The sequence below is a fragment of the Microbacterium cremeum genome (assembly GCF_015277855.1).
Classification (GTDB): Bacteria; Actinomycetota; Actinomycetes; order Actinomycetales; family Microbacteriaceae; genus Microbacterium; species Microbacterium cremeum.
The window spans coordinates 671,861-698,465 of the sequence record NZ_CP063812.1 but is presented as its reverse complement, the minus strand read 5'-3'; the positions used below and the strand labels follow the sequence as shown (position 1 = coordinate 698,465).

The window sequence follows — 26,605 nt, the reverse complement described above, 5'->3', positions numbered from 1 at the left end:
CACCTGCCAGACTGGAGCGCATGAGCCTGCCGTTCGAGAGCGCGTACCGCCACGGGTTCGCCCGCGTCGCGGCCTGCACGATCCCGGTCTCGGTCGCAGACCCCGCCGCCAACGCCGACGCGGTGCTCGAGACCGCACAGAACTGCGACGCCGAGGCGGTCGCCGTCGCCGTGTTCCCCGAGCTCTGCCTCACCGGTTACGCGATCGACGACCTCGTGATGCAGGACCCCGTGATCGACGCCGTCGTGGCCGCCGTCGAACGGCTGGTCGAGGCATCCGTCGATCTCTTCCCGATGCTCGTGGTCGGTGCGCCGCTGCGCCACCGCAATCGCCTCTACAACTGCGCCGTCGTCATCCACCGCGGCGAACTGCTCGGCGTCGTGCCCAAGTCGTACCTGCCGACGTACCGCGAGTTCTACGAGCGCCGCTGGTATGCGCCCGGCGACGACCAGGCCGGGGAGTACATCCGCGTCGGCGAGCTCGAAGCGCCCTTCGGTCCCGACCTCGTATTCGAGGCGCTCGACGTCCCCGGTCTCGTGGTGCACGCCGAGGTCTGCGAGGACGTGTGGGTGCCCATCCCGCCGTCGTCGCGCGCGGCGCTCGCGGGTGCCACGGTGCTGCTCAACCTCAGCGGCAGCCCCATCACGATCGCGCGCGCCGAGGACCGCAAGGATCTCTGCCAGTCGCAGTCGCTGCGATGCCTCGCGGCGTACGCGTACGCCGCGGCGGGCACGGGCGAGTCCACGAACGACGTGTCGTGGGACGGCCAGACGATGATCTACGAGGGCGGCAACCTGCTCGCCGAGACCGAGCGCTTCCCCGACGGCCCGCGCCGTTCGGTGGCCGATGTCGACCTCGACCGCCTGCGCCAGGACCGCCTGCGTCAGGGGACGTTCGACGACAACCGGCGCACCGAGGCGATCCACGGCGCCACCGAGCTCGGCCCGGGCGCGTTCCGCACGGTGCACTTCGAGCTCGACCCGCCGTCGGCCGACGTGGGCCTGCGCCGCGCGCTCGACCGGTTCCCGTTCGTACCCGACGACCCGCAGCGCCTCGCACAGGACTGCTACGAGGCCTTCAACATCCAGGTGTCGGGGCTCGTGCAGCGCATGCGCGCGATCGGCGATCCGAAGCCGGTCATCGGCCTGAGCGGCGGGCTCGACTCGACGCATGCGCTGCTCGTGGTCGCGCGCGCCATGGACCGTATGGGCCGCCCGCGTCGCGACATCCTCGCGTACACGATGCCCGGCTTCGCCACCAGCGAGCACACCAAGTCCAACGCGATCGCCCTCGCCGAGTCGGTCGGCGCGTCGATCGAGACGATCGACATCCGCCCGGCGGCGACCGAGATGCTCGAGCGTCTCGGCCACCCGTTCGCCGACGGCGAGCCGGTGCACGATGTCACGTTCGAGAACGTGCAGGCCGGTCTGCGCACCGACTACCTCTTCCGCCTCGCCAATCACAACGGCGGCATGGTGATCGGCACGTCCGATCTGTCGGAGCTCGCTCTCGGCTGGGCGACCTACGGGGTCGGCGACCACATGAGCCACTACGCCGTCAACGCCGGCGTGCCCAAGACGCTCATCCAGCACGTCATCCGCTGGGTGATCGCGCACCGCGAGGGCGTCGACGACGCCGAGGCCGAGGTGCTGCAGTCGGTGCTCGACACCGAGATCTCGCCCGAGCTGGTGCCGGCGGGGCAGGACGGCAGGATCCAGTCCACCGAGGACCGCATCGGACCGTACGCCCTGCACGACTTCGCGCTGTTCCACATCCTGCGCTACGGGTTCCGGCCCTCGAAGATCGCGTACCTCGCTTCGCACGCGTGGGGGGACAAGGATGCCGGGGCCTGGCCTCCCGGATTCCCCGACGACGACCGCTACGCGTACGACCTACCGACCGTCGCGAAGTGGCTGCAGGTGTTCCTGCAGCGCTACTTCGCGTTCGCCCAGTTCAAGCGCTCCGCGATCCCGAACGGGCCGAAGGTGTCTCCCGCGGGCTCACTGTCGCCGCGCGGCGACTGGCGCGCGCCGTCGGACGGCAACGCCCGCGCGTGGATCGCCGAACTCAAGGCCGCCCTCCCCGAGCTCGTCGAGGAGTGACTTCCGGATGCCGCGGCTCGCGGCATCCGTCCCCTCGCGCGCTCGCTTTGCGAAAACAGGTGATCTGGCGGAGGCAGGAGGCCCCGGCATCGGGTCCCCGGCGCGCGCTCGCCTTTGCGAAAACAGGTGATCTGGCGGACGCAGGAGACCCCGGCGTCGGGTCCCCGGCGCGCGCTCCCTTCTGCGAAAACAGGTGATCTGACGGACGCAGGACGTTCGAGGCCGGAATCATCCTGCACACGCGAGAACAGGTGATTTCGCAGACACAGGAGGCCCCGGCATCCGTCCCCCGGCGCGCGCGAGGGAACCGTCAGGCGGGCGTCGCCCCGTACGCGAGCGTGATGATCCAGCCGTCGCGCGACAGATCGGTGAGGTCGTACTGCACGCGGCGGTCGGGGATCCAACCCTTCGTGAGAGGGCTGTTCAAGCGCACGTGGTCGGCGGCGACGCGCGCGCCGCGCCCGTCGGCGTCGCGCACGGCCTGCACGCGCGTCCAGTGCGCGAGCAACTTGCTCAGGTCGTGCTCCTCGAGCAGGTGCGAATGCCGCCTCATGTGGTTCAGCTCCGACTCGTCGGGGTGCGCGTCGCGCAAGTCGAGTCCGAGGGGCACCGCCGGATCGGCCACCGCCACGACGGTCGCGGCGCGGAAGCTGACGTTGCGGATCCTCAGCGGCACCTCCTCGCCGTCGACCTCGGCGAACAGCTGCGTGTGGAACCCGAACGTGCGCGGCGCCTCGCGCTCGACCCGGAGCTCTTTCGGGTCGATGCCGAGCCGCGCCGACACGATCTCTTTCGCGAGCATGCGCTTGCGGTCGTGCTCGCTCAGCTTGGGGTCCCAGCCGAGCCGCGCCGTGATCCCCTCCGGAGTGTCGAGAAGCACCGATTCCATGATCCCCACCTCTTCCGCGGCCGCCCCGCACCTCCATCCTGGCGAAGGCCGCGCGATCGAGGAAGAGCGCGCGCCGGGTGTGGCCGCAGCGCCTGTCAAGACCGTTCGCGCGCCGACGACGGGGTGGGAGGATGTGGCGGTGGACGGCTTCGCAGCGGTCGACTTCGAGTTCGCGCGGCAGGTGCTGCAGCGGGGCATAGCCGCGCTGTTCGTCGTGGCGTTCGTGTCGACCCTGAACCAGTTCCGCCCGCTCCTCGGGGAACGCGGCATGCTCCCGGCGCCCGAGCTGCTCGAGTGGGCCCGCTCGTCGGCCCGAACGGGCCGGCTCCTCCGTCCGACGCTGTTCCGGTACGTGCGGTACACCGACCGCCGCCTCGTCGCGCTGTGCATCGCGGGCATCGTGATCGCGGCGGCGCTGGTGTGCGGCATCCCGCAACTCGGTCCGCCGTGGGTGCCGATGCTGTGCTTTCTCGCGCTGTGGCTGGGATACATGTCGATCACGAGCGTCGGCCAGACCTTCTACGGCTTCGGGTGGGAGATGCTGCTCCTGGAGGCGGGTTTCCTCGCGGCGTTCCTCGGCTCGGACGACCAGCCGCCGGCGACGGTCGTCGTCGTCCTCTTCTGGTGGCTCGTGTTGCGCCTGGAGTTCGGTGCGGGCATGATCAAGATCCGCGGCGGACGGGAGTGGCGCGACCTCACCGCGCTCATGTACCACCACGAGACGCAGCCGATGCCCGGCCCGCTGAGCCGCCAGGCGCATCTGCTCCCCGGCTGGTTCCACAAGATCGAGGTGGTCGGCAACCACTTCGCGCAGCTGGTGGTGCCGTGGTTCCTATTCGCTCCGCTGCTCGGCCTGTGGATTCCCGGCCCGGTGCCGGCGGTCGTCGGCGCGGTGGCGGCGGCGATCGTGATCGCGACGCAGCTGTGGCTCGTGGTCACCGGCAACTTCGCGTGGCTCAACTGGATCACCGTCGTGCTGGCGTTCTCGGCGATCGGCATCCCCGGCCTGCAGCCGGCGCACCGACCGGACTCCGAGCCCGCCGGCGCACCGTGGATCATCGACGGGATGCCGCTCCCCTGGCTCGTCGTCACGTGCGCGGTGGGCGTGCTGTACGTGGTGCTCAGCTGGGCTCCGCTGCAGAACCTCTTCGCGCGACGCCAGCTCATGAACGCGAGCTTCAACCGCTGGCAGCTGGCGAACGCATACGGCGCGTTCGGCACGGTGACGAAGGTGCGTATCGAGATCGTCGTGGAAGGCACCATGGATGCGGATCCCGATGCCGCGACGTGGCACGAGTACGGATTCAAGGGCAAGCCCGGCGACGTGCACCGGATGCCGCGGCAATACGCGCCGTATCACCTGCGCCTCGACTGGCTGATGTGGTTCCTGCCGCTCGGCCGGTCGCTCGACGAGTGGTTCACGGCGTTCCTGGTGAAGCTGCTGGAAGCGGATGCCGCGACCCTGCGCCTGCTCGCCCACGACCCGTTCCATGGCGAGCGGCCGCGGTGGGTGCGCGCGGTGTCGTACCGCTATCGGTTCACGACGCGCGCCGAGTTCCGCGCGACCCGGGCACGATGGGCCCGCGACCGCCGCCGGCCGGTGCTGGGTCCGGTCGCGCTGCACCGCTGACCGCGAACCGCAGAATCACGCAGATTCGACGACGCGCACGCGGGCGGTTCGCCCTAGCGTTCAGGTGGGATCGTCGATGTCCCCAGCCATCGCCGGTCCTGATGGGCACGCAGACCCGGCCCCCTTCCAGGTCAGCGTGGGCGGGTCTGCCGGGCTGTCGAGCGCCCGGCGGACCCCCGCCCTCGCCCGCGGCCCGCGCGGCGAGTCGGCGCCCCGGTCCCAGCCCCGCGCGCCGACCCGCCGCCCCCGGCCGCGCGCCGACCCGGCGCCCCGGCCGCGTGCGGCGACACCGCTGCTCCGCAGTCACATTCTGCGCATCCCTGGACCCGCGCAGCCGCGAGAAGTGACTGCGGAACCTAGGGCCCCAGCGGGGACAGGACCGCGCCGCGGGCCCCGCGCCCCCGGCCGCGCGCCGAAACTCCTGCTCCGCAGTCACATTCTGCGCATCCCGGGACCCGAGGAGCTGCGAGAAGTGACTGCGGAGTCCCTGGTCCCAGCGGGGACAGGACCGCGCCGCGGGTCCCGCGCCGCAGGCGCCGAGCCCCCGGCCGCGCGCCGAAACTCCTGCTCCGCAGTCACATTCTGCGCATCCGGGGGCCCGCGCAGCCGCGAGAAGTGACTGCGGAGCACCGGGGACCGAGCACCGGGGACCGGGGACCGAGCACCGAGCACCGAGGACCGAGGACCGAAGACCGAAGACCGAAGACCGAAGACCGAAGACCGAAGACCGAGGACCGAGGACCGAGGCCGGGCGGGAAACGGCGCCGCGGGTCAGGGGGTGGGCGCGCCGGCCGCGTCGCTGCGGTCGATGCTGAGGCGGCCCCGGCGGCGGGCGGTGAGATCCACGATCGACACGATGAACGCGAGCCCCACGAAGACGCCGACCGACAGCATCCCGAACGCGTAGGCGTCGTGATACACGACGAGATCGTCGTGCGTGCCGGACTCACGGTAGATCGCGGCGTAGAACAGCGACAGCGCGACGGCCGTGCCGACCGCGGCGCCCACCCGCTGACCGAGCTGACCGACCGACCCGGCGACGCCGCCCTGCTTGACGGGGATGTCGGCGAGCGTCAGCGTCTGGTTCGGGGCGATCACGAGGCCGCCGCCGGCCCCGCCGACGGTCATGATCGCGGCCATCACGTACGGGGTCCACGCGGGGTCGGTGTACAAGGCGGCGAGCACGAGACCGCCGACGCTCGTCAGCATCGCGACCAGTCCCCACACCACGACCGACCGGCCGTGACGGCTGACCAGCGTGCCCCCGATCCACGACGTGACAGCGCTCGCGAGCGCGAAGCCGATCGAGACCATGCCGGCATAGACCGGCGGCAGGCCGAGCCCGATCTGCAGGAACAGGGTCGTGACCAGGAACATCGCGGGCATCGCCGTGAAGTATGCCGTCTGCAGCAGCGTGCCGTTGCGGTACGACGCGATGCGGAACAATGCCAGCGGCACGAGCGGATTGCGCCCGCGCGAGGCGTAGCGCCGCTCCCACGCGATGAATGCCGACACGAACAGTGCGAACGCCACCAAGAGCCACCAGCGCGCCGGGTTGTCGGTCGGCGCGCCGGTCGTGAAGAGGAACGGCCACATGAGCGACACGACGCTGGCCGCGAACAGCAGCAGACCGACCGGATCGAGCTGCACGGGGCGGCGAGAACGCGTGCGCGTGTCGGGCAGGAGCCACAGCGCCAGCGCGATCGCCGCGAGGCACAGCGGCACGTTCATCCAGAAGATGAGACGCCACCCGTCGGTCGGACCGCCCAGTGCGATGAGCAGTCCGCCCAGCGTGGGGCCGAACGCCGTGGCGACGCCGATCGTGGCGCCGAACAGGCCGAAGGCCCGGCCGCGCTCCTTGCCCTGGAACAGCTCCTGCGCCATGCCGAGCACCTGGGGCATCTGGATGCCGGCGGCCACGCCCTGCAGCAGCCGCCCGACCAGCAGCACGGCGGCGGTGGGGGCGAGCGCGCACAGGATGCTCGTCGCGGTGTAGAGCGAGAGCCCGACGATGAAGAGCGTGCGGCGCGAGCGCTGATCTCCGAGGCGGCCGCTCGGGACCAGCGCGAGGCCGAACGTCAGGACGAAGCCCGAGACGACCAGCTGCAGCTCGGTCGACCCGGCCCCCAGCACCTCGCCGATCGAGGGCAGAGCGACATTGACCTTCGTCATGTCGAGGATCGTGATCGCGGCGACCGACACGCACACCCAGAACGCGCGCCACCGCGCGCCGTGGGTCAGCGGGATGACAGCGGTGTGCGAAGGCACCGCGCGCGCCGTGCCGGTCACCTCCGGCGCTTGTGGATCAGGCTTGGGCATCCTGCCCAGGCTAGCCCTGCGCGTGCCAGGTGCGCCGGGTCCGGCCGCATCCGACGCCCGCTCGCCTTCCCGCAGGCGATGCGGGCACGGCCTCTCGGAACATGCTCAGGACGAGTCGGGAGATGATGGGTGGGTGAGACTCCTCGTTGCAGCGCTCGAGAGCGAGCTGGTCGCCTTCCCCCTCGAGCTGGAGGGTTTCGACCGGCTGGTCACCGGGCCCGGCAAGCTGCAGGCCGCGTACGCGCTGACCCGCGCGCTGGATGCCACGCCGTACGACGAGGTCGTCGTGGTCGGCACGGCAGGAGCGATCGATCCCCTGCTCGAGGCATCCGTCTACGAGATCGACGGGGCGATCCAGCACGACGTGACCGATATCGACGGGATCGTCGGCCAGCACGTGTCGCTGCCGCCGCGCGTCGACCTCGAACGCGACGGCGTGACGATCGCGACGGGCGACCACTTCGTCGACGACGCCGAGGCCGTCGAGGTGATCCGGCCGCTCGGTGCCGGGCTCGTCGACATGGAGACCTACGCGTACATCTGGGTCGCACAGCAGTTCGGCGTGCCGATCCGCGTGCTCAAGGCGGTGTCGGATCGCGCACAGGACGGCGCGATCACCGACTGGCATGCCACCGTCGCCGCGTGCAGCCGGCTGCTGCGCGACCGCGTCCGCGCCGACTACGGCGTGTGAGCAGGCCGGCGCCCCGCCCGGGCGCGCCGGTTCAGACGACCGCGAACTGCCGGACCACGCTCGGCCCATGCGCGGCGGCCTCGACGCTCAGCTGAGCCGGGAGCTGCTCCTTCATGGCGGCGACGTGGCTGATGACGCCCACCGTGCGCCCGCCGGCACGCAGCTCGTCGAGCGTGCGCATCGCGAGTTCGAGGGTCTCTTCGTCGAGCGAACCGAAGCCCTCGTCGATGAACAGCGTGTCGAGTCGCACGCCGCCGGCACGGGCGGTGACGACCTCGGCGAGGCCGAGCGCGAGCGCGAGCGAGGCGAGGAAGGTCTCGCCGCCCGACAGCGACTGCGCCGGGCGCGACTGGCCCGTATACGCGTCGAAGACCTCCAGGCCGAGACCCGATGCCGCGCCGCGCGCGGCGCGCGCGTCGGTGTGCTGCAGCCGGTAGCGTCCGGACGACATGTCGGCGAGGCGGACGTTGGCCGCGGCGACGATCTCTTCGAGCTCGGCGGCGAGCACGAACGTCTCGAGGTCCATCTTCATGGTGTTCGGGGCGCGGCCGGCGACGGTGTCGGCGAGCCGCGTGAGAGCCGCGACGTCCGCGGCCCGTGCCGCGACGCCGGCGTAGGCGGCGTCGATCTGCACGGCGAGGTCGCGCAGACCTGTCGCGAGGTGGCGGGCGTCGCGCTCGGCCTCCAGCGCCGCGGTGCGCGCCGCATCGGCCTCCTCGAGCGACGCCCGCGACGCGGCGATGTCGACCGGCTCGTCGGGGGTCCCCGCCAGTTCGAGCTCGAGATCGAGCAGCCGGCCGCGAGTGGCGGCGAGCTGGGCGTCGTGATCTGCGATGCGTGCCGCGAGCTCGTCGACCTCGTGCCGGCCGAGCAGGGCGGCCTCGGCATCCGACGCGTCGTCGAAGACGGATGCCGCCAGCCGCGCATCCGCGTCGGCGACCGCCTCGGCGAGAGCGGCGCCGGCCCGCTGCGCCTCGGCGCGCGCCTGTGCGCACGCGCGGGCGGCGTCGCGCACGGCGGTGACCTCGGCGAGCCGTTCCGCGACGCTCGCGAACGAGCCGCGGGCCTCGGCGACAGCGGCGCGCGAGTCCTCGATGCCGGCACCCAGCGCGGCGACCCGCGTGCGCTGTTCGTGCGCGGCGTCGACCAGGGCGGTGCGCGCGGCCTCGGCCTCGGCGTCGAGTGCCGAGAGCTGGTCGCGCTGCGCCGTGAGCGCGTCGCGGCGTGCGACGGCGTCGGTGGCCTCGGCGACCTGCACGTCGGCGGCGGCGAGCTGCTCCTCGAGCGCTGTCACGCCGTCGCCGCCGGCGCGGGCGGCGGCCGTCGCATGGCGCTCGCGCGCCGTTCGCGCGGCATCCGCCGCCGCTCGCTCGTGCGCGATCGTCTCGTCGCGGTGCGCCTCGGCGGCGGCGAGGTCGTCGTCGGTCACCGGCTCGGCCGCGGCTTCGGCGGGATGGGGGTGCTCGGGCGACCCGCACACCGCGCAGGGCTCGCCCTCGACGAGGGTCGACGCAAGCTCGCCTGCGTAGCCGTCGAGGCGCCGCTGCAGCAGCAGCCGGGCCACGCCGGCGGCCGCGGCGGCGGCCGCTGCCGCGGCGTCGCGATGCACCGTCTCGGCCTCACGCAGCACCGCGGCGAGCGCCTCGGCGTCGCGCGCGGCATCCAGCCGTGATGCGAGCCCGGCGCGCCGCTCCCGCGCATCGTCGGCGCGGGCGGCGTCGTCGCGGACGCGCTGCAGTTCGGCGTCGATCCGGGCGAGTTCACCGGGGACGTGCTCTCGCTGCGCGTCGAGCGCGGCGATGTCTCGCTCGAGCTCGCCGACACGGGCGGACGCGGCGGTGAGTTCGCCCTCGCGAGCGGCGAGCTCGGCCTCCTTGGCCGCAGCGACGGCCCACACCGCCAGCTCGCCGGTGACGCGCTCGATCAGCGCGTCGAGGTCTTGCGTCGGGTCGATGCCCGCCGCGCCGGCGACCGCCTCCCACGCGGCGACGGCCTCGCGCTCGGCTCGCGGGCCGCGTCGGCGGTCGCCCCGGCACGGCGCACGGCGTCCAGCGGCGCCCGCAACGACTCGGCCGCGCGCGCCCGCACGACCCGCGCACGGTCGGCGTCGACCCGATCGGCGGACCGGTCGAGCGCGGCCAGTCGCTCGCGCGCCTGGAGCAGCTCCGACTGCGACTTCGCCAGCGCCGTGCGCGCGGCGTGCTCGGCATCCGCCGCGGCTCGCCGCCGCTCCGCCTCCTCGCGCTCGTGCACGCGCGTCTCGAGCCGGTACGCCGCACGCTGCTCGCCGAGCTCGACGGCCGCACGCCGCGAGACGAGGTCCTCGGGTCGTGCGCCGTCGCCCGAAGCGCCGCCGCCGTCGCCTGAAGCACCCCCGCCGTCGTCTGCGGCACCCGCGCCCCCGCCCGCAGAGCCTTCCGCCGCACTCGCGCCGTCGGCGCCGCCGGCGCCGCCGTCGTCCGGTTCGAGCGCCGGCAGCAGGCGCTCGGCCTGCTCGAGGAGCGTGCGCGCGCGCTCGCCGAGCGCATCGACCTCGCGCTGCGCGAGCTTGCTCCGCTCGCCGAGCTCCCGCGCGTACTCCTCGTAGCGCCGCGTGCCGAACAGCGCGCGCAGCAGCGACTGGCGCTCGGTGCCCGACGCCAGCAGGAACCGCGAGAACTTGTTCTGTGCGAGCAGGATCACCTGCTGGAACTGCTGCGCGTTCAGGCCGAGCACCTCGTCGAGCAGCAGCCCGACGTCGCGCGGACGTGCGGCGCGACCGATCCAAGCGCCGTCGACGAGCTCCTCGAGCTCGGCGCGCGTCGGCTCGGTCGTGAGCCCGCCGCCGCGGCGCGCGGGCCGCTGGTACTCCGGGGCGCGCGTCACGCGCCACCGGCGCTCGCCCACCGTGAACTCGAGGCGGACCTCGGTGGGCTCGTCGGGCTCGCAGTAGTCGCTGCGCAGCCGCTTCTCGCCCGAGTCGTAGCGCGGGACCGAGCCGTACAGCGCGAAGCACACGCCGTCGAGGATGCTCGACTTGCCGGCCCCGGTGCGCCCGGCGATGAGGAAGATCCCGTCGCGCTCGAACGCCTCGAAGTCGACGCTCTGACGCTCACGGAAGGGACCGAATCCGGTGAGCTCGAGCCGATGCAGCCTCACGCCGTCGCCTCCACGCGGGAGCGCTCGTCGAGCAGCCCGGCGATGAGCTCGGCCTCGCGGGCGCTGGCGCCCTCCCCTTCGCGCACGTGCGAGAGGAACGCGTCGACCAGCTCGGCCTCGTTGCGCGCCGACCGCACGCGCTGCGCGTACGTGCGGGCGTCGGCGCCGGGCGCGGCGACCGGCGCGTGCGAGACCTGCGCGCAGTGCGGGAAGCGCGCGAGCAGCCGCCGCATCGGGTCGCGCTGAGGCAGCGCATCGGTGTACTCCGCGCGGATCCAGTGCCCCTCGAACTCGGCGAAGCGCTCGTCGTTCAGGAGCTCCTCCAGCGGCCCCGTGAGCGTGGTGAGGGGACGGGGCACCGGCAGCGGCAGCCACTCGACCGTGCCGAGCCCGCGGGCGTCGAGCTCGACGAGCCACGAGCCGCGCGGCTTGTCGCCCTCGTCGAAGCTGTAGTGCAGGGGCGCTCCGGCGTACCGCACCCGCGGCGAGAGCTGCTGACGGCCGTGGATGTGCCCGAGCGCCATGTAGTCCACGCCGTCGAACGTCGACAGCGGAACGACGTCGAGTCCTCCCTGCTGGATGTCGCGCTCGAGGTGCGGCGTGGGCTCGACACCGGCGGCGAAGCAGTGCGCGATCGCGACCGACCGCCCGCCGCGCGAACGGAGGTCGTCGCGGACGAGGCCCATCGCGTGCGCGAGCACGTCGGCCTGCGAGCGGACGCCGGGCCACTCGCTGCGCAGCAGCACCGGCTCGAGGAACGGGATGCCGTAGAAGTGGACGGGCCCGTGCTCGTCCGTGACGGTCACGGGCGTGCCGACGGCCGAGGCATCCGTGATCACGTGCACGCCGTCGCGCAGCAGCCTGGCCTGGAATCCGAGCCGTGCCGCCGAGTCGTGGTTGCCGCTCGTGACGATCACCGTCGCGCCGGCGTCGGACATCGCCCGCAGCGCGTCCGACAGGAGCGTGTACGCCGCGGCGGCGGGCGTCGCGGAGTCGAACACGTCGCCGGCGACGACGACGACATCGACCCCGTGCTCGCGCACCTGCGCGACGAGCTCTTCGAGCACGCCGCGGAGCGCATCGAGCGTGGCGTGGCCGTGGAACGACCGCCCGATGTGCCAGTCCGAGGTGTGCAGGATCCGCATGCTCACACGCTACGTTCGTCCCCCGACATCGCCGCCGAGGCAGGCCGGGCACGCCCGACCTCGCGCACCGGCGTACCCTCGTGCCATGCCCTTGCCCGAGGTCTGCGTCGTCTACCTGCTCCGGCGCGGACCGAACGGCCTCGAGGTGCTCCTCGGCGACAAGCGCACGGGCCTCGGCGAGGGCAAGGTCGTGGGCATCGGCGGCAAGCTCGACTCCGGCGAGACGCCGCGCGAGGCGGCGGTGCGCGAAGTCGCAGAAGAGATCGGCGTGCGGGTCGAGGCATCCGACCTGCACGAAGCCGGAGCGATCGACTACCACTTCCCCACGAAGCCCGAGTGGTCGCAGCGCTCCACGGTCTTCGTCTGCCGCAGGTGGCGGGGAGAGCCGGTCGAGACGGCCGAGATCACGCCGCACTGGTACACGCTGGATGCCGTGCCCTACCCGCGCATGTGGGACGACGCCTCGCGCTGGCTGCCCGGCGTCCTGCGCGGCGGCACCGTGGACGCGCGCTTCACGTTCGGCGCGGACCTGGCGACCGTGGTGCTCGGCGCGCACTAGACGGATGCCGATCCGCGGCGTGTCGGCCGGACTCGGGCTCGTCCGGCATATCGTGGAATATGGCGCACAACGCAGACACCGCCCCGCGATCGACCGTCGTGGCGCTCGTCGGCGCCGAGAGCGACGAGCTGCTCACCGGCCTCGCCGACGTCCCGGCGCTCGTCGCGCTCTCGCTGCGCGAGGCCGAGCCGGCGGTCGCCGCCCACCTCGTGGCCTCCGTCGCGATGCCCTACGTCGTCCACGACGCGGATCCGCTCGAGCACGTCGCGGCCGCCTGGGTCGAGCTGTACGAGGAACGCGCGACCCTCGGCTCGCTCGAGATCGAGGTCGAGACGCTGCTCGGCCAGTTCGCCGCCGGCGAGGCCGTCATGCCCGACTACTACGTGGTCGCCGGTCCCGAGGCGATCGAGGGCACGTGGCGGCACTGGTGGCTCGGGGCCCTCGCCCACCACGCGCCCTCGCGCGTGCTGCCGGTCGAGGCATCCGGGGCCGCTCTCCGCGCCCGGCTGCGGGCGCTCCCCGCCTCGCGGCCGTGGCCGGAACCGGCGACCTGGCTGCCGCGCGTGCAGTTCGACATCCCCGACCGCGTGGGGCTGCGCGACGAGCCGGGCGCCGCCTGACGTGGCGAGCCCGGAGCGATTCACCCACGCCGGGGCGACCCTCGTCGCCGAGCGCCGCGGAGCCGGTCCGCCGGTGTACGTGCTGATCCACGGCATCGGCATGGGGCGCACCGTGTTCGCCGACCTGACGAGGCACCTCGGCGACGGAGAGACCGTCGCGCTCGACCTGCCCGGATACGGCGAAGCGCCCGAGCCGCCGCGCGTGCCGACGATCGAGCGCAACGCCGACCTCGTGGCGGCGTATCTGCGGGCACGCGTGAAGGCACCGGCGGTGATCGTGGGGCACTCGATGGGCGCACAGGTGGCCCTCGAGGTCGCGGCGCGCCACCCCGGGGCCGTGCAGGGCATCGTGCTCGTCGGACCCACCGTCGAGCCGTCGGCCCGCACCGCGCCGCGGCAGCTGTGGCGGCTGCTGCGCGACATCGCCGTCGAGCACCCCCGGGTGATCGCACTCGGCGCGCGCGAGTACCTGCGTGCGGGACCCCGCCTGCGCACGAAGTTCCGCGCGATGCTGGTCCACCGGCCCGAGGACGTGTTCGCCCGCACCGACGTGCCGGCGCTCGTCCTGCGGGGCGAGGACGATGTCGTCGCCCCGCAGGCGTGGTGCCGGCAGGTCGCCGCGGCCCTGCCCCAGGGGCGGTTCGAAGAGGTCGAGGGGCACGGTCACGAGACGATGATCCGGGATGCCGCGCCCGCCGCCCGCCTGATCCGCGAGTTCGCCCGGGCGCTCTGAACGGCGGCCGACGACTGCCGCGATTCAGCCGATTCCTGCCATCCTCGGCGGCGGGGGCAATGTCGGAACCCCCGCGTAGGTTCTCTCTGTCGGAAGCAACGGAGGAAACCATGCTCTCGCTCGTCACCGCCGCCGAACACCAGTACCGTCATGACTCCTGGACCCGCGATCGCGAGATCGCCGTCCTGGCCTCGATCCGCGAACGCCGCGCGCCCGCGCCGGTCGCGGTCGCCGCGCCGGTGGAGCGGGTCGCACCGCGCGCACGCCGCCCCTGGGCACGCCCCATCGGCGTGCAGTCGTCGGCGGAGTGCACCACCGTCTGCGCGACGGCCTGAGACGCACGTCGCCCCGCTCACGCGGGCGGGGCGACGTTTCGCGGACTCAGGACTGCGTCGGGCTCTCGGCATCCCCCGTGGAGACCTGCCGCGCGAGCTCCTGGACGTCGCCGTCGGGCAGGTGGACGCCGGCCTGATCGAGTCGCTGGCGCAGCACCTCGGCGATGCGCTCGACCGGTTCCGTGCCGACGTCGGCCCGCGTCTGCGCGACGATGCCCGACACCTTCTCGAGGCCGGACGCGTTGTTCTGCGCCATCGCCGGAAGGCGCTGCTCCTGCTCGGTGCCGAGGCCGCCCGGCGTCTGCTGCGCCTCGCTCACGGTCTGCGTGTCTCGTCCGTCGTCGTGGCCGTGGTGGTCGTGGCCGTCGTCGACGACCCCGATGCCGACCGCCTCGTGCGACGGCTCCGCCGCGGCCGGAGTCGCGCCGTCGCTCTGCGGAACGCCCTGCGAGGGGCCCTCGTTCGCGGCGGGCGGTTCACCGGCATCCGCGTCCGGCTCTCCCATCGTCGGCGGGGCGGCGGGGGCCTCATCGCGCTTCGGGTCGGCAGCGCCCGGAGTCTCGGCGGCGCCTCCGGCGTCCTCTCGGTCGGGGTAGTTCACTCCCGGCCGCTCGTACTCGTTGCCCGTCGTGCTCATCGTGCCTCTCCTCTCAGGGTTCCTCGCCGCGCTCGGCGTCGGTCGCGAGGTCGGGGTCGGCTCCGCGCCGCACCGCCTCCCCCTCGAGCGGGTCGTCGGGGCGCAGGGCCGCATCGGTCAGGAGAGCCTCGGCATCGGCAGCCTCCGCGCCGCGCTCTTGCGCCTCGCGGTCGTCGTTCTCGTCCCAGCCGCCGGCCGGGTCGGCGTCGACGACGCCTTCGGGCAGGTCGCGTTCCATCGCGTGCTCCTCTCGTCTCCTCCCAGGGTGCGCGCCATCACGCGCGGACGACATGGGGTTGACAAGGGCTCACTCGATGCCGGACGCCTCCGTGCCGGAATCCGCCCTGGCGGCGCGGCCCGCGGCGCGGTCTCGCGCGACCGCATCGCCGATCACCTGTCCGCCGCTGCGCAGCAGAGCGCGGCGCCAGGGGAGCGTCCCGTCGATCTCGATCTGGATGGAGATCGAGAGGATGATCCGGATCACGACGATGACGAAGAGGATCGTCGCCTCCTCGAGGGAGGGCTTCGAGGTGATCGTGCGGATGAGGTCCGCCGCCACGAGCACCTCCAGACCGAGGAGGATGGCGCCGCCGAGCGTGGTCCGCAGCGCCATGAACGCGGACCGGCCTCCCTCGCCGCGAGCCAGCGACCGCGCACCCAGCACGACGGCGACGACGAAGCCGATGATCATCGCGACGGCGCCGATCGCCTCGAAGCCGACGGCGACGCCGGTGAACACCTCTTCCATGCGCACGGGGCGAGAACGTCAGGATGTCGCGGGGCGGCGAGCCGCGAGGATGCCGCGGCGATCGGGATTCGCCTCGAACCAGTCGGCGACGTACCAGCAGACGGGGATCACTCTGCGATCGTGGCGGCGCTCGAGCTCTGCGACGGCGCGATCGACCACCTCCCCCGCATAGCCGTGGCCGCGGAAGGTCGGCACCGTGTAGGCGCGCGTCATGGCGACCGTGCGACCGTCGTCGCGATAGTCCAGGACGCTCACCAGGTCATCGCCTCGGTGCAGGGTGTAGCGCGAGGCATCCGTCTCATGAGTGAAACTCAGCTCAGTCACCCCGACAGAGTACGCCCGCCCTCTCCCACGCGGACGCAGCGCACGGGATGTCGCGGCGATCCCTCGGCGCGGTTCCAGCGGGCACTCAGCCACGCTGTCGGCGGAAGAGCGGACCGTGCGACGGCCCGGACGGCGTCATCATGGGTTCCCGCCGGCGGCGATTGGGCAATCTGTCACATTCCGCAATGATCGGGCCGCGACATCCGTGCGATTTGACGCATTACGACCAAATCGGACATAATCGGCCACATGACTGACAACGCACGCTCTCTGTCCGCCTGGGAGGCGAACGGGACTGCCGGCATGATGATGGCCGGCCGCGTTGTCATGTGTTGTCGAATGTGCCACTAGCACGGTGACCCCCGTCGGACTCCGCTTCCGCTTCTGAACTCGGCAAGCACGGGGTCCCCCGAAGCACCGGTTTCGTGCGTCGATCACGCGCACCCGGATCCGCTTCGTACACCGCCCATCGTCGGGCACCAGCCCCCACAGGGCTCCCGGCCATAGGGCCGCAGCACACCCGAACCCGCGTGTCCACCCGGGTTCCTTCCGCAAGGACCATCATCATGTCGATCTCCGCTCTCCTCGACCGCCCCGCCGCCCCCGCCCGCCACCTCCGCGCCGTCACGGCGCCGACGCCCGTCCAGGCGCCGGCGGCGCCCGCCGCCCCCGCCGCTCCGGCTCCGCAGCAGGCACAGCCCGCCCGTGCCCTGCCCGCCGGCACCGCGCCGCGCGGCTTCGCCCTCTACGTCGGCATCGACGAGGCGAAGGCCGCGGCGTCCGGCGTCAGCCTCGGCGTCCTCGTCGACGCGCTGCGCCGCACGCTCGCCGACCTCGCCCCCGCCGCCGAGACGTACGCCACGGTGGCCCTCGCCCCGGTCGGAGCGGGCGGCCGTGACGTCGACGTCGTGCGGCTGGCCCTGCACGAGCCTTCGGCGATCGCGCGCACCAAGCAGGACGAGCCCGAGGACGAGGACCGCGGCGCCGGCGGCGTCGTGGTCGACATCTCGCGCAAGCGCGTGCTCATCGACGGCGAGTCCGCCTCCTTCACGTTCAAGGAGTTCGAGCTGCTGCAGTACCTCGTGCTGCGCGAGGGCCGCACGATCGAGCGCACCGAGCTCGTCACGTCGCTGTGGCAGGGAGCCTCTGAGGACGAGGCGCCCGGCGAGCGGACGATCGACGTGCACGTGCGGCGTCTGCGCGCCAAGCTCGGCCGCTACGAAGACATCGTGCGCACCGTGCGCGGCGTCGGCTACCGCTTCGACCGCCACGCCGACGTCGTCATCCGCTACGGCCACGGCACCCCGTCGCCCGACCGCTTCTGACCCGACGCCGCTCCGGCGCTGTTCCGGGCGCCGTGCGCACCGGCCCGCGCCGCGACGCCGCTCCGAGCGGCCGGCGACGCCGAACGCAGGGCTCCGGCATGTCGGGGGGCGGAGCGTAGGGTGAGGGCATGACGACGTCGCTCTCGCGCATTCCCCGGGCGAGGGATGCCGAGCGCTTCGCCGCACGGGCGGCCCCGGTCCGGGATCCCCGGCCCGCACACGAGCGCCCGATCGAGACCGAGTACCGCCCGCGCCATCCGCTCGATCTGCGCCGCACGGTGCTGTATCAGCGGCGCGGCGCCGGCGACCCCACCATGACCGTCGCAGGCTCGGTCATCTGGCGCGCGAGCCGCACTCCGGAGGGGGTCGCGACGCTCGCGATCCGAGAGGTCCGCCCCGGCGTGGTCCGGGGCGCGGCCTGGGGCCCGGGCCGTGAGTGGGCGCTGACCCAGCTGCCGGCCCTGTGCGGCGCCGACGACGACGCCCGCGGCTTCGACGCCTCGCGGCATCCGCTCATCGCCGAGGCCCATCGGCGGAACCCCGGACTTCGCCTCTCGCGCACCGACCTCGTCTTCGACGCTCTCGCGAGCGCGATCTTCGAGCAGAAGGTCACCGGGATGCAGGCGTTCGGAGCGTGGCGCCGCGTGGTGACGTGGGCCGGTGAACGGGCGCCCGGCCCGACTCCCGCACCGATGTTCGCCCCGCCGACCATCGCGGGCTGGCAGCGGGTCCCGTCGTGGGTCTGGCACCGGGCGGGCCTCGAGCCGCCGCAGTCGAAGACCGTCGTGCTCGCCGCACGCCGCGGCGAAGCGATCGTGCGGGCCGTCGAGGCCGCCGAGGACGGCGAGGCGGTCGACCGCGTGCTGGTCAGCCAGCCCGGCATCGGCCCGTGGACCTCGGCCGAGACCCGTATCCGCGCGTTCGGCGATGCGGACGCCGTGAGCGTGGGCGACTACCACGTCGCGCATGAGGTCGGCTTTGCGCTGACGGGCAGCCGCACGGACGACGACGGGATGCTGCGCCTCCTGGCGCCGTGGGCGGGTCACCGTCAGCGGGTCATCCGGCTGATCGGCGCGAGCGGCGTGCGGGAACCCCGCCGCGGTCCGCGCCTGCACCCCGAGGACCACCGCGACCGCTGACGGGGACGCCGAGCCGACGCCGAGCCGACGCTGCCGCGACCCGGCACCCGGCCGGGTCGCGGCGTCCCCACGCGCCCAGCGGCGCGTGGGGAGCGTCAGTCACCCTTCACGTTCACGAGCTGCCGCAGCGTGTGACGCACCGCGACGAGGTCGGCCGCATCGGCCAAGACCTTGTCGATGGGCTTGTAGGCCTGCGGGATCTCGTCGATGAACGCGTCGGTGTCGCGGAACTCGATGCCCGTCATCGCCTCCCGCAGCTGCTCATGGGTGAACGTGCGGCGTGCCGCCGACCGGGAGAACTCGCGCCCGGCGCCGTGCGGCGAGGAGTTCAGCGACAGCGGGTTGCCGAGTCCCTCCACGACGTAGGACGCGGTGCCCATGGATCCCGGGATCAGCCCCGGCCGACCGGCATCCGCCTTGATGGCGCCCTTCCGCGAGACCCACACCTGCTTGCCGAAGTGCTTCTCCGACTCGGTGAAGTTGTGATGGCAGTTGATCCGCTCGTGCTCGACGACCGGCTCTCCCATCACCTCGGACAGCTGCCGCGCGACGCGGTCCATCATCTCCTCGCGGTTGAGGAGCGCGAAGTGCTGCGCCCAGCGCAGCTCCCGGATGTAGCGCCGGAACTCCTCCGTGCCCTCCACGAGGTAGGCGAGGTCGGGGTCGGGAAGCTCGATCCACCACTGCTTCGCGAGGCGCTGCGCGACCGCGATGTGATGCGTCGCGATCTTGTTGCCGACGCCGCGCGAACCCGAGTGCAGGAACATCCACACCCGGTCGAGCTCGTCCACCGACACTTCGATGAAGTGGTTGCCCGAACCGAGTGACCCGAGCTGCACGCGCCAATGTCCCGCGTAGGTCGCGGGGTCGAACTGCGCCTTCTCGGCGAGCTCCTCGAGCTCGGCGACACGCGGCTCGGCGGTGGCGACGATCTTGCGGTTGTCGTGTCCGGCCGAGAGCGGCACCGCGCGCTCGATCTGCTCGCGGAGCAGGCCGAGGTCGCGCGCCACCAGCTGGTCCTTGGTGAACTGCGTGCGGACGGCGATCATGCCGCATCCGATGTCGACGCCCACGGCGGCGGGCATGATGGCACCGAGAGTCGGGATGACCGAGCCCACGGTGGCGCCCTTGCCGAGATGCGCATCGGGCATGAGCGCCAGATGCGGGTGGATGAACGGCATGCGCGACGAGGTGCGCGCCTGGTCGACGGTCTTTCCGTCGATCAGGCTCGCCCACGAGAGCAGCCGTGCGGAGAGCCTCTCCATGATTCCTTTCCTTGTGATCCGCCGGCGGAAGCCGGCCGTGCAGCGCGTCCGGGACGCGCGGAGAGCGGTGGGCCACAGGAACGGGGATCCTCGGAAAGGAAAACGCCCCGGACCTGTGCGGTGCGGGGCGTGGAAGAGCGGATGCTGCTACACGGCCTGCGCCGGAGGGGACGACTCGTAGCGGTCGCTGGGCTGGTTGCCCAGGACCGTGTCGAAGCGGAGTTCGCGCTGCGCGGTCATCCGTCGTCCTTCTCGGCTCACGTGCTGCTGCGCCGGCGGCACAGCCTCACGACCATACGGGAGCGGCGAGCGGCGCGTCAAGCGGCATCGTTCCCGGACTCCTCGCTCCCGGTCCTTGCCGATGTCGGACCCCACCACGACACTGGGAAGCGCCACGCGGCCGGGGCGCGGCATCCACCGACGACGCACAGGAGTTCCACCATGGCCAGCCTCAACCCGTACCTCTCGTTTCAGAACGACGCCCGCGAGGCGATGACGTTCTACCAGAGCGTGTTCGGCGGTGAGCTCGACATCTCGACCTTCGCGCAGTTCGAGGGCATGGTGCAGGACCCCGCCGAGAACGACCTCGTGATGCACGCGCAGCTGACGAGCCCCGACGGATTCGTGCTGATGGCGGCCGACACCCCTTCCGGGATGACGTACGAGAAGCCCGCGGGCATCTCGGTGTCGGTCAGCGGCGACGACGAGGCCGCGCTGCAGGGCTTCTGGGACAAGCTCTCCGACGGCGGCGCCGTCGTGATGCCGTTCGACACGCCGCCGTGGGGCGGCCGGTTCGGCATGCTCACCGACCGCTTCGGCATCGACTGGATGGTCGCGCTCAACGCACCGCGGTCGTAGCGGGCTTCGCGTCAGGCGTGGGCGCTGTCGTCGACGGGCGACGGCGCGGGGCCGAGCGCCTCGACCTCGCGCCACAGCTCGTCGGGCACCGGGGTCGCCGCGAGCTCGTCGAGCTGCGCGCGGCGACCGGGAGTCGCCACCCCGACGATCGTCGAGTCGACCAGCGCCGATCGCAGCGAGAAGTGCAAGGCGACGGCGGGCAGCGAGACGCCGTGCGCGACGCACACGCGCTCCAGGCGCTCGACCCAGCCGATGAGCTCCGGCGTGGCGGGGCGGTAGTCGTAGATCGCGGCCGGACGCGGACCGGTGACAAGGATGCCGGAACCGAAGGGCGCAGCGTTGAACACCGTCATGCCCCGCTCGTGCGCGTCGGCGAAGACCGGCGCGGCCGACTGGTCCACGACCGTGAATCGATTGTGGATCAGCACAGCGTCGAACACCCCCGTCGCGACGTAGCGGGCCAGGAGGGGCACCGGAGCGGCTGCGACGCCGATGGCGTCGACACGGCCGGACTCGCGCAGCTCGATCAGTCCCTCGACCGCACCTCCCGGCGCCATGGCCTCCTCGAACGTGACCGTGTAGGGATCGTGCAGGTGCAGCAGCGGCAGCCGCTCGACGCCCAGCCGCGCCGTCGTCTCATCGAACGAACGCAGCACGCGGTCGCGGTCGAACACGCCGGTCTCGGGGTCGGCGTCGACCTTCGAGATCACGCGCGTCGCGGCATCCTCGCCGAGGCGCGCGATCGCGACGCCCATCACGGTCTCAGAGCGCCCCGCCGAGTAGTTGTTCGACGTGTCGGTGAAGCGGTGGCTGCTCGAGAGCAGGTCGACCGCGACCGCGACGGCCGCCTCCTCCTCTGGCGACCCCGGCACCGTGTCGCGGCCGAGGCCGGAGGTTCCGAGGGTGAGCGGGCTGACGTTGAGGGTCATGGCATCCGTTCCGGGGTCGCGGGTCAGTGGATTCCAACCTATCGACGCCGGGCGGGGCATCGGCCGTCGCGACCGGCGCCGCCGCGGCCCTAGGCTTTGGCCATGACCTCGACTCGCAAGGGCTGGACCCGCGGCCACACCGGGTGGGCCTTCGGCACCGCGCTGATCTTCACACTCGGCATCGTCTTCGGCCTCATCTGGCACAACGTGCTGCTCGGCGTGGTGCTGGCGGCCGCGGTGTCGATCGGCTGGCTCATGGCCTACGAGTCGTGGCGGGGCCGCAACGTCGGCCTCGACAACCGCGACGACGACGGCGCGCAGCTCTGACCCGCGAGGACGCCCCTGTACCTCACGGCGAGCGCGTCGTATCGTGAGCCCAGGAGGTGGTCCGCATGCATGCAAGCGTCGGTGACCGCGTGGTCATCCACGGTCGCGTCGTGGGGGCGGCCGAGCGCGCCGGAGAGGTGATCGAGGTGCGCGGGAGCGACGACAACCCGCTCCTGGTCGTCCGCTACGACGACGGGCACGAGGCGATCCTGTCGCCCGGAAGCGACTGCGAAGTCCGGCACGCGTCCTGACCCGACGGCGGCGCGCCCCGGCGAGCGAGTCCTCGGCGAGCGGGGGCTCGGCGAGGCTGGTCGACGCGCGCGCTGACGACGCTAGCCGGGCGCGCCCGGCTCCTCCGGCGCCGGACCGGACCACAGCGTGAGCTTGTCGGGGTTGCGCACGAGGAAGACGTCGGTGATGCGGCCGTGCGCGACGGCGACCGAGACGACCGCGTCGGGGCGCCCGCCCACGGTCGCCAGGAACGCCAGCCCGTCGGCGGTCTGGACCGGTGAGAGCACCGCGTCGGGCTGCAGCCGCGGCAGGCCGAGCAGGAACCGCGCGACCCTGTCCGCGCCCACGACGGGTCGCCGCGCCGCCGACACCCGTCCGCCGCCGTCGCTGCGCGCGACGACCTCCGGGTCCAGGAGCGCCACGAGCGCGTCGAGGTCGCCGGTCGCGGTCGCCTGCGCGAATGCCTGCGCGACGGCGTCATGCTCCTCGCGCGTCGCCGCTCCGGCGCGCCGCTCCCGCACGTGCCGCCGGGCCTGCGATGCGAGCTGGCGTGCGGCATCCGGACTGCGGCCCACCGTCTCGGCGATCTCGGCGAACGGCACGCCGAAGACGTCGTGCAGCACGAACGCCACCCGCTCGGCAGGCGAGAGCGACTCGAGCACGACGAGCAGGGCGGTCGAGACGGCATCGTCGAGCGTCACGCGATCCAGTGGATCGACGGAGACGGATGCCGCGATCGGCGAATCCCCCGGTACCGGCTCCGGCAGCCACTCGCCGACGTAGCGCTCACGGCGTGCCCGGGCCGACCCCAGCATGTCGAGGCACACGCGGCTCGCCACCCGTGTCAGCCACGCGCCGGGGTTCTCGATCGCGGCGCGCTCGGCATCCGTCATGCGATACCAGCGGACGTACGTCTCCTGCACGGCGTCCTCGGCGTCGGCCACGGTGCCGAGCATGCGGTACGCGAGGGCCAGCAGCGTACGGCGCTCGCCCTCCAGCGCGTCGATGCCGTCCATGCGATGCCTCCTTCGTGACCCGGATGATCGACGACGCAGCGGACGCGGATGTGAGCCGTCTGCTCACATTCTGGCGACCTGCGTCGTCGAATGGGTATGACCGCATCTCCACGCCCTGAGGAACCGCTCACCATCGCCGTCGCCGGAGGCACCGGCGTCGTCGGCAGCCACGTCGTCGCCGCGCTCGAAGCCGACGGGCACCGGCCCGTGATCCTCGCCCGCAGCACCGGCGTCGACCTCACCACCGGCGCGGGCCTGGATGCCGCGCTCGACGGCGTCGACGCGATCGTCGACACCGCCAACGTCACGACGCTGTCCGCGGCGACCTCGGTCCGCTACTTCGAGGCCGCCACCGCGAACCTGCTGGCGGCGGCAGAGCGCGCGGGGGTGGGCCATGTGGTCGTGATGTCGATCGTGGGCATCGACCGGATGCCGCACGACTACCTCGCCGGCAAGCTCGCGCAGGAGCGCGCGGTCGAGCGATCGTCCGTCCCGTGGACGATCCAGCGAGCGACGCAGTTCCACGAGTTCGCGGCACAGCTGTTCGAGCGGGCGAAGGTCGGTCCGCTCCATCTCGCCCCCCGCGGACTCTCCCAGCCGGTGGCGGCGCGAGAGGTGGGCGCGCACGTGGCGCGCCTCGCCGCCGGCCCGCCACGCGGACGCGTCGCCGATCTCGCCGGTCCTCGCGAGGAGCGGCTCGACGAGATGGTCAAGGCGTACGCGCGTCGCACCGGCCACCGCGGCTGGATCCCCTCGGTGAACCTGCCCGGCGCCCAGCTGAAGGCGATGCGTGCGGGACTGGGTCTTCCCGGCCCGGGCGCGACGCTCGGCACGCAGACCTTCGCGGAGTGGCTCGACGAGCTGGACTGATCGCCTCCGGTGCTTCCCCCGCCCGAGCGCCTCGGCCACGATGGAGGTCCGCAACGACTCACCCGAGAGGACGATGTGAAGCTCGCGGTCGCCGGCGGCACCGGACTCACCGGCGCCCACCTCGTCGACGTCGCCCGCGCCCGCGGCCACGAGGTGATCGTCCTGTCACGGCGGACCGGTGTCGAGCTGCTGAGCGGAGCGGGCCTGGCCGGCACGCTCGACGGAGTCGACGCGGTCATCGACGTCGCCAACGTCACGACGAACAAGCCCGACGTGTCGGTGTCGTTCTTCGCCGGGGCGACGAAGAGCCTGCTCGCGGCCGAGCGCGCGGCGCGGGTGCCGCACCACCTCGCCCTCACGATCGTGGGCGCGGATGCCGCACCCGACGGGTACTACGCCGGCAAGCTCGTGCAGGAGCGGCTGATCGCGGGGGGCGGCGTGCCCTGGACGGTGCTGCGTGCGACGCAGTTCCACGAGTACGCCGCGCTGCTGTTCCACCGCGGACGCGCCGGCGCGCACCTCGCTCCGAGAGGCCGCGTGCAGCCGGTCGCCGCCCGCGAGGTCGCGGCGCACCTCGTCCTTCTCGCCGAGCGTGCACCGCAGGGCAGGGCCGCGGAGCTCGCCGGTCCGCGCGAGGAGGAACTCTCCGACATGGTGCGCCGGTATGCGCGCGCGATCGGGTATCGCGGGCCGGTCCCCGCGGTGAACGCCCCCGGCGCGTGGGGCCACGCGCTGCGCGGGGGCGCGCTTCTTCCCGGCCCGGGGGCGGTGCTCGGCGAGCAGACCTTCTCCGAGTGGCTCGACGCGCTCCCCGACGCGTGACCGCACACCGTCGCGACGGGGGCGGCGGACGCGACGACGGATGCCGCGGCTACATCTCCTCGTGCGTGAGCGGGTCGCCGCCCCACAGCCGGCCGCGCTCCAGAGCGCTGATCGCGTCGAGCTGCTCGTCGGCCAGCGTGAACCCGAAGACGTCGCCGTTCTCGCGCTGACGGTCGGGGTCGGACGACTTGGGGATCGGCGTGCTGCCCAGTTGCGTGTGCCACCGCAGCACGACCTGGGTCGGTGTGGCGTCGTGCACAGCCGCCAGCTCCTGCAGGATCTGCTCGGTGAACAGCTCGCTGCGCTTGGCGAGCGGGCTCCAGCTCTCGGTGCGGATGCCGTGCTGGGCGTGGAACGCGCGCAGCGGCGCCTGCGGGAAGTACGGGTGCAGCTCGACCTGGTTCACCGCCGGCGCGACCCCGGTCTCCTCGATGAGCTCGATGATCATGCCCTCGGTGAAGTTCGACACGCCGATCGAGCGCACGAGACCCTGATCGCGCGCCTCGATCATGCCGCGCCACGTGTCGACGTACTTGCCGACGCTCGGGTTCGGCCAGTGGATCAAGTGCAGGTCGATGCGGTCGAGGCCGAGCCTGTCGAGCGAGCCCTTGACGCTGTCGACGGCCTGCTCGCGACCGTGGTGGCGTCCGGGGATCTTCGACGCGATCAGGAGCTGGTCGCGCGGCACGCCGCTGCGGCGCACGGCTTCGCCGACCTCGCGCTCGTTCTCGTAGTTCACGGCGGTGTCGAGGAGGCGGTACCCGGCCTCGATCGCGGCGACCATCGCCTCGATCCCGTCCTCGCCTCGCAGGTCATACGTTCCGAGGCCCAGTTCGGGGAACCAGTTGTCGTCGTTCAGGTTCACGGTGGGGATCGAGATCATGAGTCCATCCTGGTGCAGCTCGCGGGAGACGGGGCGGTCACCGACCCGGCCGCCGGAGGCGGGGCCGGGTCGCGTCACGGAGCCGACGGGTCGCCGATCGTGCCCTCCGTGGCGGCGCGCTCGTCGGCCGCGGCGCTGTCGATGCGGTCGGCATCGAGGTCGGTGTCGAGCAGGCGATCGTCGTCGTCCATCATCGAATCGTCGGCGCCGAGCAGTTCCGTCGTGTCGAGAGGGTCTCCCGTGATCGGATCGTCGTCGGCGGGCGGGACGAGAGGGGGAACGGGCTGGTTCGACATGGCATCCTCCTTCGGTTCACGCTGAAGGTATGTCGTCGGCGCGGTCCCGGCACGGGGCTTGCGCACCGTGCGTCCGCGCGTTAGGCGACGATCGTCCCCGGCGCGGCTCCGACGAGCGCCTCCGCGGCTCGCGCCATGCGGGGCGCGAGGCGGGCCGCGCCCGCGCCGCGCGCGAGCGACTGCGCGTTCAGTCCGTCGATGAGGCCGATGAGCTCCCACGCGACTTCGGCGGGCTCGGATGCCGCGAACACGCCGGCGCGGCATCCGTCGGTGATGATCGCCTCGACGAGGCGCTGCCAGCGCTCCATCTGCGCGCGCACCGCGGCGGCGAGCGGATCGCTGCGCCGCGCCATCGCCCAGCCCTCGACCCACACGACCGTGAGATCGTCCCGCGCGCCGTCGGTGAGGGTGCCGATGAGCGCTCCCAGCTGGGCGGCGGGATCGCCGGCGGCTGCGACGACCCGCTTCACGTCGCGGACCTCGGCGTCGACGAGATCCGTGTAGACGCGCGCGACGAGCTCGTCCATCGACGGCTGGTAGTGCGCGACGAGCCCGGGGGCGACCCCCGCGCGGTCGGCGACGGACCGGAGCGTCAGCGCGCCCAGTCCGCTGTCGCGGGCGAGCGCGGTCGCGGCCGCCACGATCTCGGCGGCGCGCTCGGCCGGAGCCTTGCGCGTACGCGGACGCGAAGCGGTGCTTGACATGACTTCGCCAGTGTAGGTAGCTTCGCTTATTGATCGCAAGATCAATAAGCGAAGCGGCACGCGAGTGCGC

Annotated in this window: 29 protein-coding genes; 14 read left to right on the top strand and 15 right to left on the bottom strand. The window is 72.7% G+C overall.

What is annotated here, in order from left to right; all coding sequences use genetic code 11:
• Nucleotides 1-20 precede the first annotated feature (20 nt).
• A complete protein-coding gene (locus IM778_RS03015) occupies nt 21-2,102 on the top strand; it encodes an NAD(+) synthase (protein ID WP_194410626.1) in 2,082 nt (693 codons plus the stop codon).
• A 310-nt stretch (nt 2,103-2,412) separates the two neighbouring features.
• Here the strand turns inward: IM778_RS03015 and IM778_RS03010 are convergent, their stop codons facing one another.
• The gene (locus IM778_RS03010) at nt 2,413-2,991 is read right to left on the bottom strand and encodes a hypothetical protein (protein ID WP_194410625.1); all 579 of its coding nucleotides are present in this window, start codon (nt 2,989-2,991) and stop codon (nt 2,413-2,415) included.
• 139 nt (nt 2,992-3,130) lie between these two features.
• Here IM778_RS03010 and IM778_RS03005 point away from each other — a divergent pair, with 139 nt between their 5' ends.
• Complete coding sequence (locus IM778_RS03005; protein ID WP_194411697.1) at nt 3,131-4,621, top strand: lipase maturation factor family protein; 1,491 nt, start codon at nt 3,131-3,133, stop codon at nt 4,619-4,621.
• Nucleotides 4,622-5,392: 771 nt separating this feature from the next.
• Here IM778_RS03005 and IM778_RS03000 read toward each other — a convergent pair.
• Nucleotides 5,393-6,940: an MFS transporter gene (locus tag IM778_RS03000; protein ID WP_194410624.1), complete on the bottom strand. Its 1,548-nt coding sequence runs from the start codon at nt 6,938-6,940 to the stop codon at nt 5,393-5,395.
• Nucleotides 6,941-7,073: 133 nt separating this feature from the next.
• Here IM778_RS03000 and IM778_RS02995 point away from each other — a divergent pair, with 133 nt between their 5' ends.
• Nucleotides 7,074-7,631 (top strand): phosphorylase family protein, encoded by a 558-nt coding sequence (locus IM778_RS02995; protein ID WP_194410623.1) that lies wholly within the window; start codon nt 7,074-7,076, stop codon nt 7,629-7,631.
• A 31-nt stretch (nt 7,632-7,662) separates the two neighbouring features.
• Here IM778_RS02995 and IM778_RS17695 read toward each other — a convergent pair whose 3' ends face one another.
• Genes IM778_RS17695 through IM778_RS02985 form a run of 3 tightly spaced genes read right to left on the bottom strand, consistent with a single transcriptional unit; the run spans nt 7,663 to nt 11,914 of the window.
• A complete protein-coding gene (locus tag IM778_RS17695; protein ID WP_228484720.1) occupies nt 7,663-9,528 on the bottom strand; it encodes an SbcC/MukB-like Walker B domain-containing protein in 1,866 nt (621 codons plus the stop codon).
• Nucleotides 9,529-9,554: 26 nt separating this feature from the next.
• On the bottom strand, nt 9,555-10,769 hold the full coding sequence (locus IM778_RS17690) for an AAA family ATPase (RefSeq protein ID WP_228484719.1): 1,215 nt from the start codon (nt 10,767-10,769) through the stop codon (nt 9,555-9,557).
• Nucleotides 10,766-11,914: an exonuclease SbcCD subunit D gene (locus IM778_RS02985; RefSeq protein ID WP_194410622.1), complete on the bottom strand. Its 1,149-nt coding sequence runs from the start codon at nt 11,912-11,914 to the stop codon at nt 10,766-10,768. Before IM778_RS02985 ends, IM778_RS17690 begins: the two co-directional genes overlap by 4 nt.
• Before the next feature lie 85 nt (nt 11,915-11,999).
• Between IM778_RS02985 and IM778_RS02980 the strand changes: the two genes are divergently transcribed.
• The 4 genes from IM778_RS02980 (at nt 12,000) to IM778_RS02965 (ending at nt 14,161) form a co-directional block, all read left to right on the top strand.
• Entirely contained in the window at nt 12,000-12,473 is a 474-nt protein-coding gene (locus IM778_RS02980; protein WP_194410621.1) for an 8-oxo-dGTP diphosphatase, read from the top strand.
• Nucleotides 12,474-12,532: 59 nt separating this feature from the next.
• Complete coding sequence (locus tag IM778_RS02975; RefSeq protein ID WP_194410620.1) at nt 12,533-13,093, top strand: hypothetical protein; 561 nt, start codon at nt 12,533-12,535, stop codon at nt 13,091-13,093.
• A gap of 1 nt (nt 13,094) precedes the next feature.
• Entirely contained in the window at nt 13,095-13,826 is a 732-nt protein-coding gene (locus tag IM778_RS02970; RefSeq protein WP_194410619.1) for an alpha/beta fold hydrolase, read from the top strand.
• Between the two features lie 110 nt (nt 13,827-13,936).
• Complete coding sequence (locus IM778_RS02965) at nt 13,937-14,161, top strand: hypothetical protein (RefSeq protein ID WP_194410618.1); 225 nt, start codon at nt 13,937-13,939, stop codon at nt 14,159-14,161.
• Between the two features lie 46 nt (nt 14,162-14,207).
• On the opposite strand, the gene IM778_RS17685 is transcribed toward IM778_RS02965, so the two are convergent.
• The 4 genes from IM778_RS17685 to IM778_RS02945 all read right to left on the bottom strand — a co-directional run bounded on the left by IM778_RS17685 (nt 14,208) and on the right by IM778_RS02945 (nt 15,870).
• The gene (locus IM778_RS17685) at nt 14,208-14,798 is read right to left on the bottom strand and encodes a hypothetical protein (protein ID WP_228484718.1); all 591 of its coding nucleotides are present in this window, start codon (nt 14,796-14,798) and stop codon (nt 14,208-14,210) included.
• A 13-nt stretch (nt 14,799-14,811) separates the two neighbouring features.
• Nucleotides 14,812-15,036 (bottom strand): hypothetical protein, encoded by a 225-nt coding sequence (locus tag IM778_RS02955; protein ID WP_194410617.1) that lies wholly within the window; start codon nt 15,034-15,036, stop codon nt 14,812-14,814.
• Nucleotides 15,037-15,105: 69 nt separating this feature from the next.
• The gene (locus IM778_RS02950) at nt 15,106-15,546 is read right to left on the bottom strand and encodes a DUF1622 domain-containing protein (RefSeq protein WP_228484820.1); all 441 of its coding nucleotides are present in this window, start codon (nt 15,544-15,546) and stop codon (nt 15,106-15,108) included.
• An 18-nt stretch (nt 15,547-15,564) separates the two neighbouring features.
• Nucleotides 15,565-15,870, bottom strand: a complete 306-nt coding sequence (locus IM778_RS02945) for a GNAT family N-acetyltransferase (RefSeq protein ID WP_194410615.1) — start codon at nt 15,868-15,870, stop codon at nt 15,565-15,567.
• A gap of 566 nt (nt 15,871-16,436) precedes the next feature.
• On the opposite strand from IM778_RS02945, the gene IM778_RS02940 reads away from it, so the two are divergent.
• Together IM778_RS02940 and IM778_RS02935 are read left to right on the top strand one after the other, a co-directional pair.
• Nucleotides 16,437-17,195: a winged helix-turn-helix domain-containing protein gene (locus IM778_RS02940; protein WP_194410614.1), complete on the top strand. Its 759-nt coding sequence runs from the start codon at nt 16,437-16,439 to the stop codon at nt 17,193-17,195.
• Between the two features lie 128 nt (nt 17,196-17,323).
• Nucleotides 17,324-18,334 carry a DNA-3-methyladenine glycosylase family protein gene (locus tag IM778_RS02935; RefSeq protein ID WP_194410613.1) on the top strand — a complete coding sequence of 337 codons (1,011 nt, stop codon included), beginning with the start codon at nt 17,324-17,326 and terminating at the stop codon, nt 18,332-18,334.
• Between the two features lie 95 nt (nt 18,335-18,429).
• Here the strand turns inward: IM778_RS02935 and IM778_RS02930 are convergent, their stop codons facing one another.
• Nucleotides 18,430-19,599: an RtcB family protein gene (locus tag IM778_RS02930; RefSeq protein ID WP_194410612.1), complete on the bottom strand. Its 1,170-nt coding sequence runs from the start codon at nt 19,597-19,599 to the stop codon at nt 18,430-18,432.
• Between the two features lie 441 nt (nt 19,600-20,040).
• Between IM778_RS02930 and IM778_RS02925 the strand changes: the two genes are divergently transcribed.
• Nucleotides 20,041-20,457: a VOC family protein gene (locus IM778_RS02925; protein WP_194410611.1), complete on the top strand. Its 417-nt coding sequence runs from the start codon at nt 20,041-20,043 to the stop codon at nt 20,455-20,457.
• A gap of 11 nt (nt 20,458-20,468) precedes the next feature.
• On the opposite strand, the gene IM778_RS02920 is transcribed toward IM778_RS02925, so the two are convergent.
• Nucleotides 20,469-21,386, bottom strand: a complete 918-nt coding sequence (locus IM778_RS02920; protein ID WP_194410610.1) for an aldo/keto reductase — start codon at nt 21,384-21,386, stop codon at nt 20,469-20,471.
• A gap of 102 nt (nt 21,387-21,488) precedes the next feature.
• Between IM778_RS02920 and IM778_RS02915 the strand changes: the two genes are divergently transcribed.
• Nucleotides 21,489-21,713, top strand: a complete 225-nt coding sequence (locus IM778_RS02915) for a hypothetical protein (RefSeq protein WP_194410609.1) — start codon at nt 21,489-21,491, stop codon at nt 21,711-21,713.
• Between the two features lie 65 nt (nt 21,714-21,778).
• Nucleotides 21,779-21,964, top strand: coding sequence for a DUF1918 domain-containing protein (locus IM778_RS02910; RefSeq protein WP_194410608.1), 186 nt, complete (start codon nt 21,779-21,781; stop codon nt 21,962-21,964).
• A gap of 81 nt (nt 21,965-22,045) precedes the next feature.
• On the opposite strand, the gene sigJ is transcribed toward IM778_RS02910, so the two are convergent.
• Nucleotides 22,046-22,960 (bottom strand): RNA polymerase sigma factor SigJ, encoded by a 915-nt coding sequence (gene sigJ, locus IM778_RS02905; RefSeq protein ID WP_194410607.1) that lies wholly within the window; start codon nt 22,958-22,960, stop codon nt 22,046-22,048.
• 96 nt (nt 22,961-23,056) lie between these two features.
• Between sigJ and IM778_RS02900 the strand changes: the two genes are divergently transcribed.
• Together IM778_RS02900 and IM778_RS02895 are read left to right on the top strand one after the other, a co-directional pair.
• Nucleotides 23,057-23,830 carry an SDR family oxidoreductase gene (locus IM778_RS02900; protein ID WP_194410606.1) on the top strand — a complete coding sequence of 258 codons (774 nt, stop codon included), beginning with the start codon at nt 23,057-23,059 and terminating at the stop codon, nt 23,828-23,830.
• Nucleotides 23,831-23,905: 75 nt separating this feature from the next.
• Entirely contained in the window at nt 23,906-24,652 is a 747-nt protein-coding gene (locus IM778_RS02895; RefSeq protein ID WP_194410605.1) for an SDR family oxidoreductase, read from the top strand.
• A 49-nt stretch (nt 24,653-24,701) separates the two neighbouring features.
• Here the strand turns inward: IM778_RS02895 and IM778_RS02890 are convergent, their stop codons facing one another.
• The 3 genes from IM778_RS02890 to IM778_RS02880 form a co-directional block, all read right to left on the bottom strand.
• On the bottom strand, nt 24,702-25,535 hold the full coding sequence (locus tag IM778_RS02890) for an aldo/keto reductase (RefSeq protein ID WP_194410604.1): 834 nt from the start codon (nt 25,533-25,535) through the stop codon (nt 24,702-24,704).
• Nucleotides 25,536-25,609: 74 nt separating this feature from the next.
• Nucleotides 25,610-25,831 carry a hypothetical protein gene (locus tag IM778_RS02885; RefSeq protein WP_194410603.1) on the bottom strand — a complete coding sequence of 74 codons (222 nt, stop codon included), beginning with the start codon at nt 25,829-25,831 and terminating at the stop codon, nt 25,610-25,612.
• 80 nt (nt 25,832-25,911) lie between these two features.
• On the bottom strand, nt 25,912-26,535 hold the full coding sequence (locus tag IM778_RS02880) for a TetR family transcriptional regulator C-terminal domain-containing protein (protein ID WP_194410602.1): 624 nt from the start codon (nt 26,533-26,535) through the stop codon (nt 25,912-25,914).
• Nucleotides 26,536-26,605 lie beyond the last annotated feature (70 nt).

Coding starts and splice junctions, on each gene's coding strand:
- IM778_RS03015 (WP_194410626.1), top strand. CDS start 21: ATGAGCCTGCCGTTCGAGAGCGCGTACCGCCACGGGTTCGCCCGCGTC.
- IM778_RS03010 (WP_194410625.1), bottom strand. CDS start 2,991: ATGGAATCGGTGCTTCTCGACACTCCGGAGGGGATCACGGCGCGGCTC.
- IM778_RS03000 (WP_194410624.1), bottom strand. CDS start 6,940: ATGCCCAAGCCTGATCCACAAGCGCCGGAGGTGACCGGCACGGCGCGC.
- IM778_RS02985 (WP_194410622.1), bottom strand. CDS start 11,914: ATGCGGATCCTGCACACCTCGGACTGGCACATCGGGCGGTCGTTCCAC.
- IM778_RS02980 (WP_194410621.1), top strand. CDS start 12,000: ATGCCCTTGCCCGAGGTCTGCGTCGTCTACCTGCTCCGGCGCGGACCG.
- IM778_RS02975 (WP_194410620.1), top strand. CDS start 12,533: ATGGCGCACAACGCAGACACCGCCCCGCGATCGACCGTCGTGGCGCTC.
- IM778_RS02965 (WP_194410618.1), top strand. CDS start 13,937: ATGCTCTCGCTCGTCACCGCCGCCGAACACCAGTACCGTCATGACTCC.
- IM778_RS17685 (WP_228484718.1), bottom strand. CDS start 14,798: ATGAGCACGACGGGCAACGAGTACGAGCGGCCGGGAGTGAACTACCCC.
- IM778_RS02955 (WP_194410617.1), bottom strand. CDS start 15,036: ATGGAACGCGACCTGCCCGAAGGCGTCGTCGACGCCGACCCGGCCGGC.
- IM778_RS02950 (WP_228484820.1), bottom strand. CDS start 15,546: ATGGAAGAGGTGTTCACCGGCGTCGCCGTCGGCTTCGAGGCGATCGGC.
- IM778_RS02940 (WP_194410614.1), top strand. CDS start 16,437: ATGTCGATCTCCGCTCTCCTCGACCGCCCCGCCGCCCCCGCCCGCCAC.
- IM778_RS02935 (WP_194410613.1), top strand. CDS start 17,324: ATGACGACGTCGCTCTCGCGCATTCCCCGGGCGAGGGATGCCGAGCGC.
- IM778_RS02930 (WP_194410612.1), bottom strand. CDS start 19,599: ATGGAGAGGCTCTCCGCACGGCTGCTCTCGTGGGCGAGCCTGATCGAC.
- IM778_RS02925 (WP_194410611.1), top strand. CDS start 20,041: ATGGCCAGCCTCAACCCGTACCTCTCGTTTCAGAACGACGCCCGCGAG.
- IM778_RS02920 (WP_194410610.1), bottom strand. CDS start 21,386: ATGACCCTCAACGTCAGCCCGCTCACCCTCGGAACCTCCGGCCTCGGC.
- IM778_RS02915 (WP_194410609.1), top strand. CDS start 21,489: ATGACCTCGACTCGCAAGGGCTGGACCCGCGGCCACACCGGGTGGGCC.
- IM778_RS02910 (WP_194410608.1), top strand. CDS start 21,779: ATGCATGCAAGCGTCGGTGACCGCGTGGTCATCCACGGTCGCGTCGTG.
- sigJ (WP_194410607.1), bottom strand. CDS start 22,960: ATGGACGGCATCGACGCGCTGGAGGGCGAGCGCCGTACGCTGCTGGCC.
- IM778_RS02900 (WP_194410606.1), top strand. CDS start 23,057: ATGACCGCATCTCCACGCCCTGAGGAACCGCTCACCATCGCCGTCGCC.
- IM778_RS02890 (WP_194410604.1), bottom strand. CDS start 25,535: ATGATCTCGATCCCCACCGTGAACCTGAACGACGACAACTGGTTCCCC.
- IM778_RS02885 (WP_194410603.1), bottom strand. CDS start 25,831: ATGTCGAACCAGCCCGTTCCCCCTCTCGTCCCGCCCGCCGACGACGAT.
- IM778_RS02880 (WP_194410602.1), bottom strand. CDS start 26,535: ATGTCAAGCACCGCTTCGCGTCCGCGTACGCGCAAGGCTCCGGCCGAG.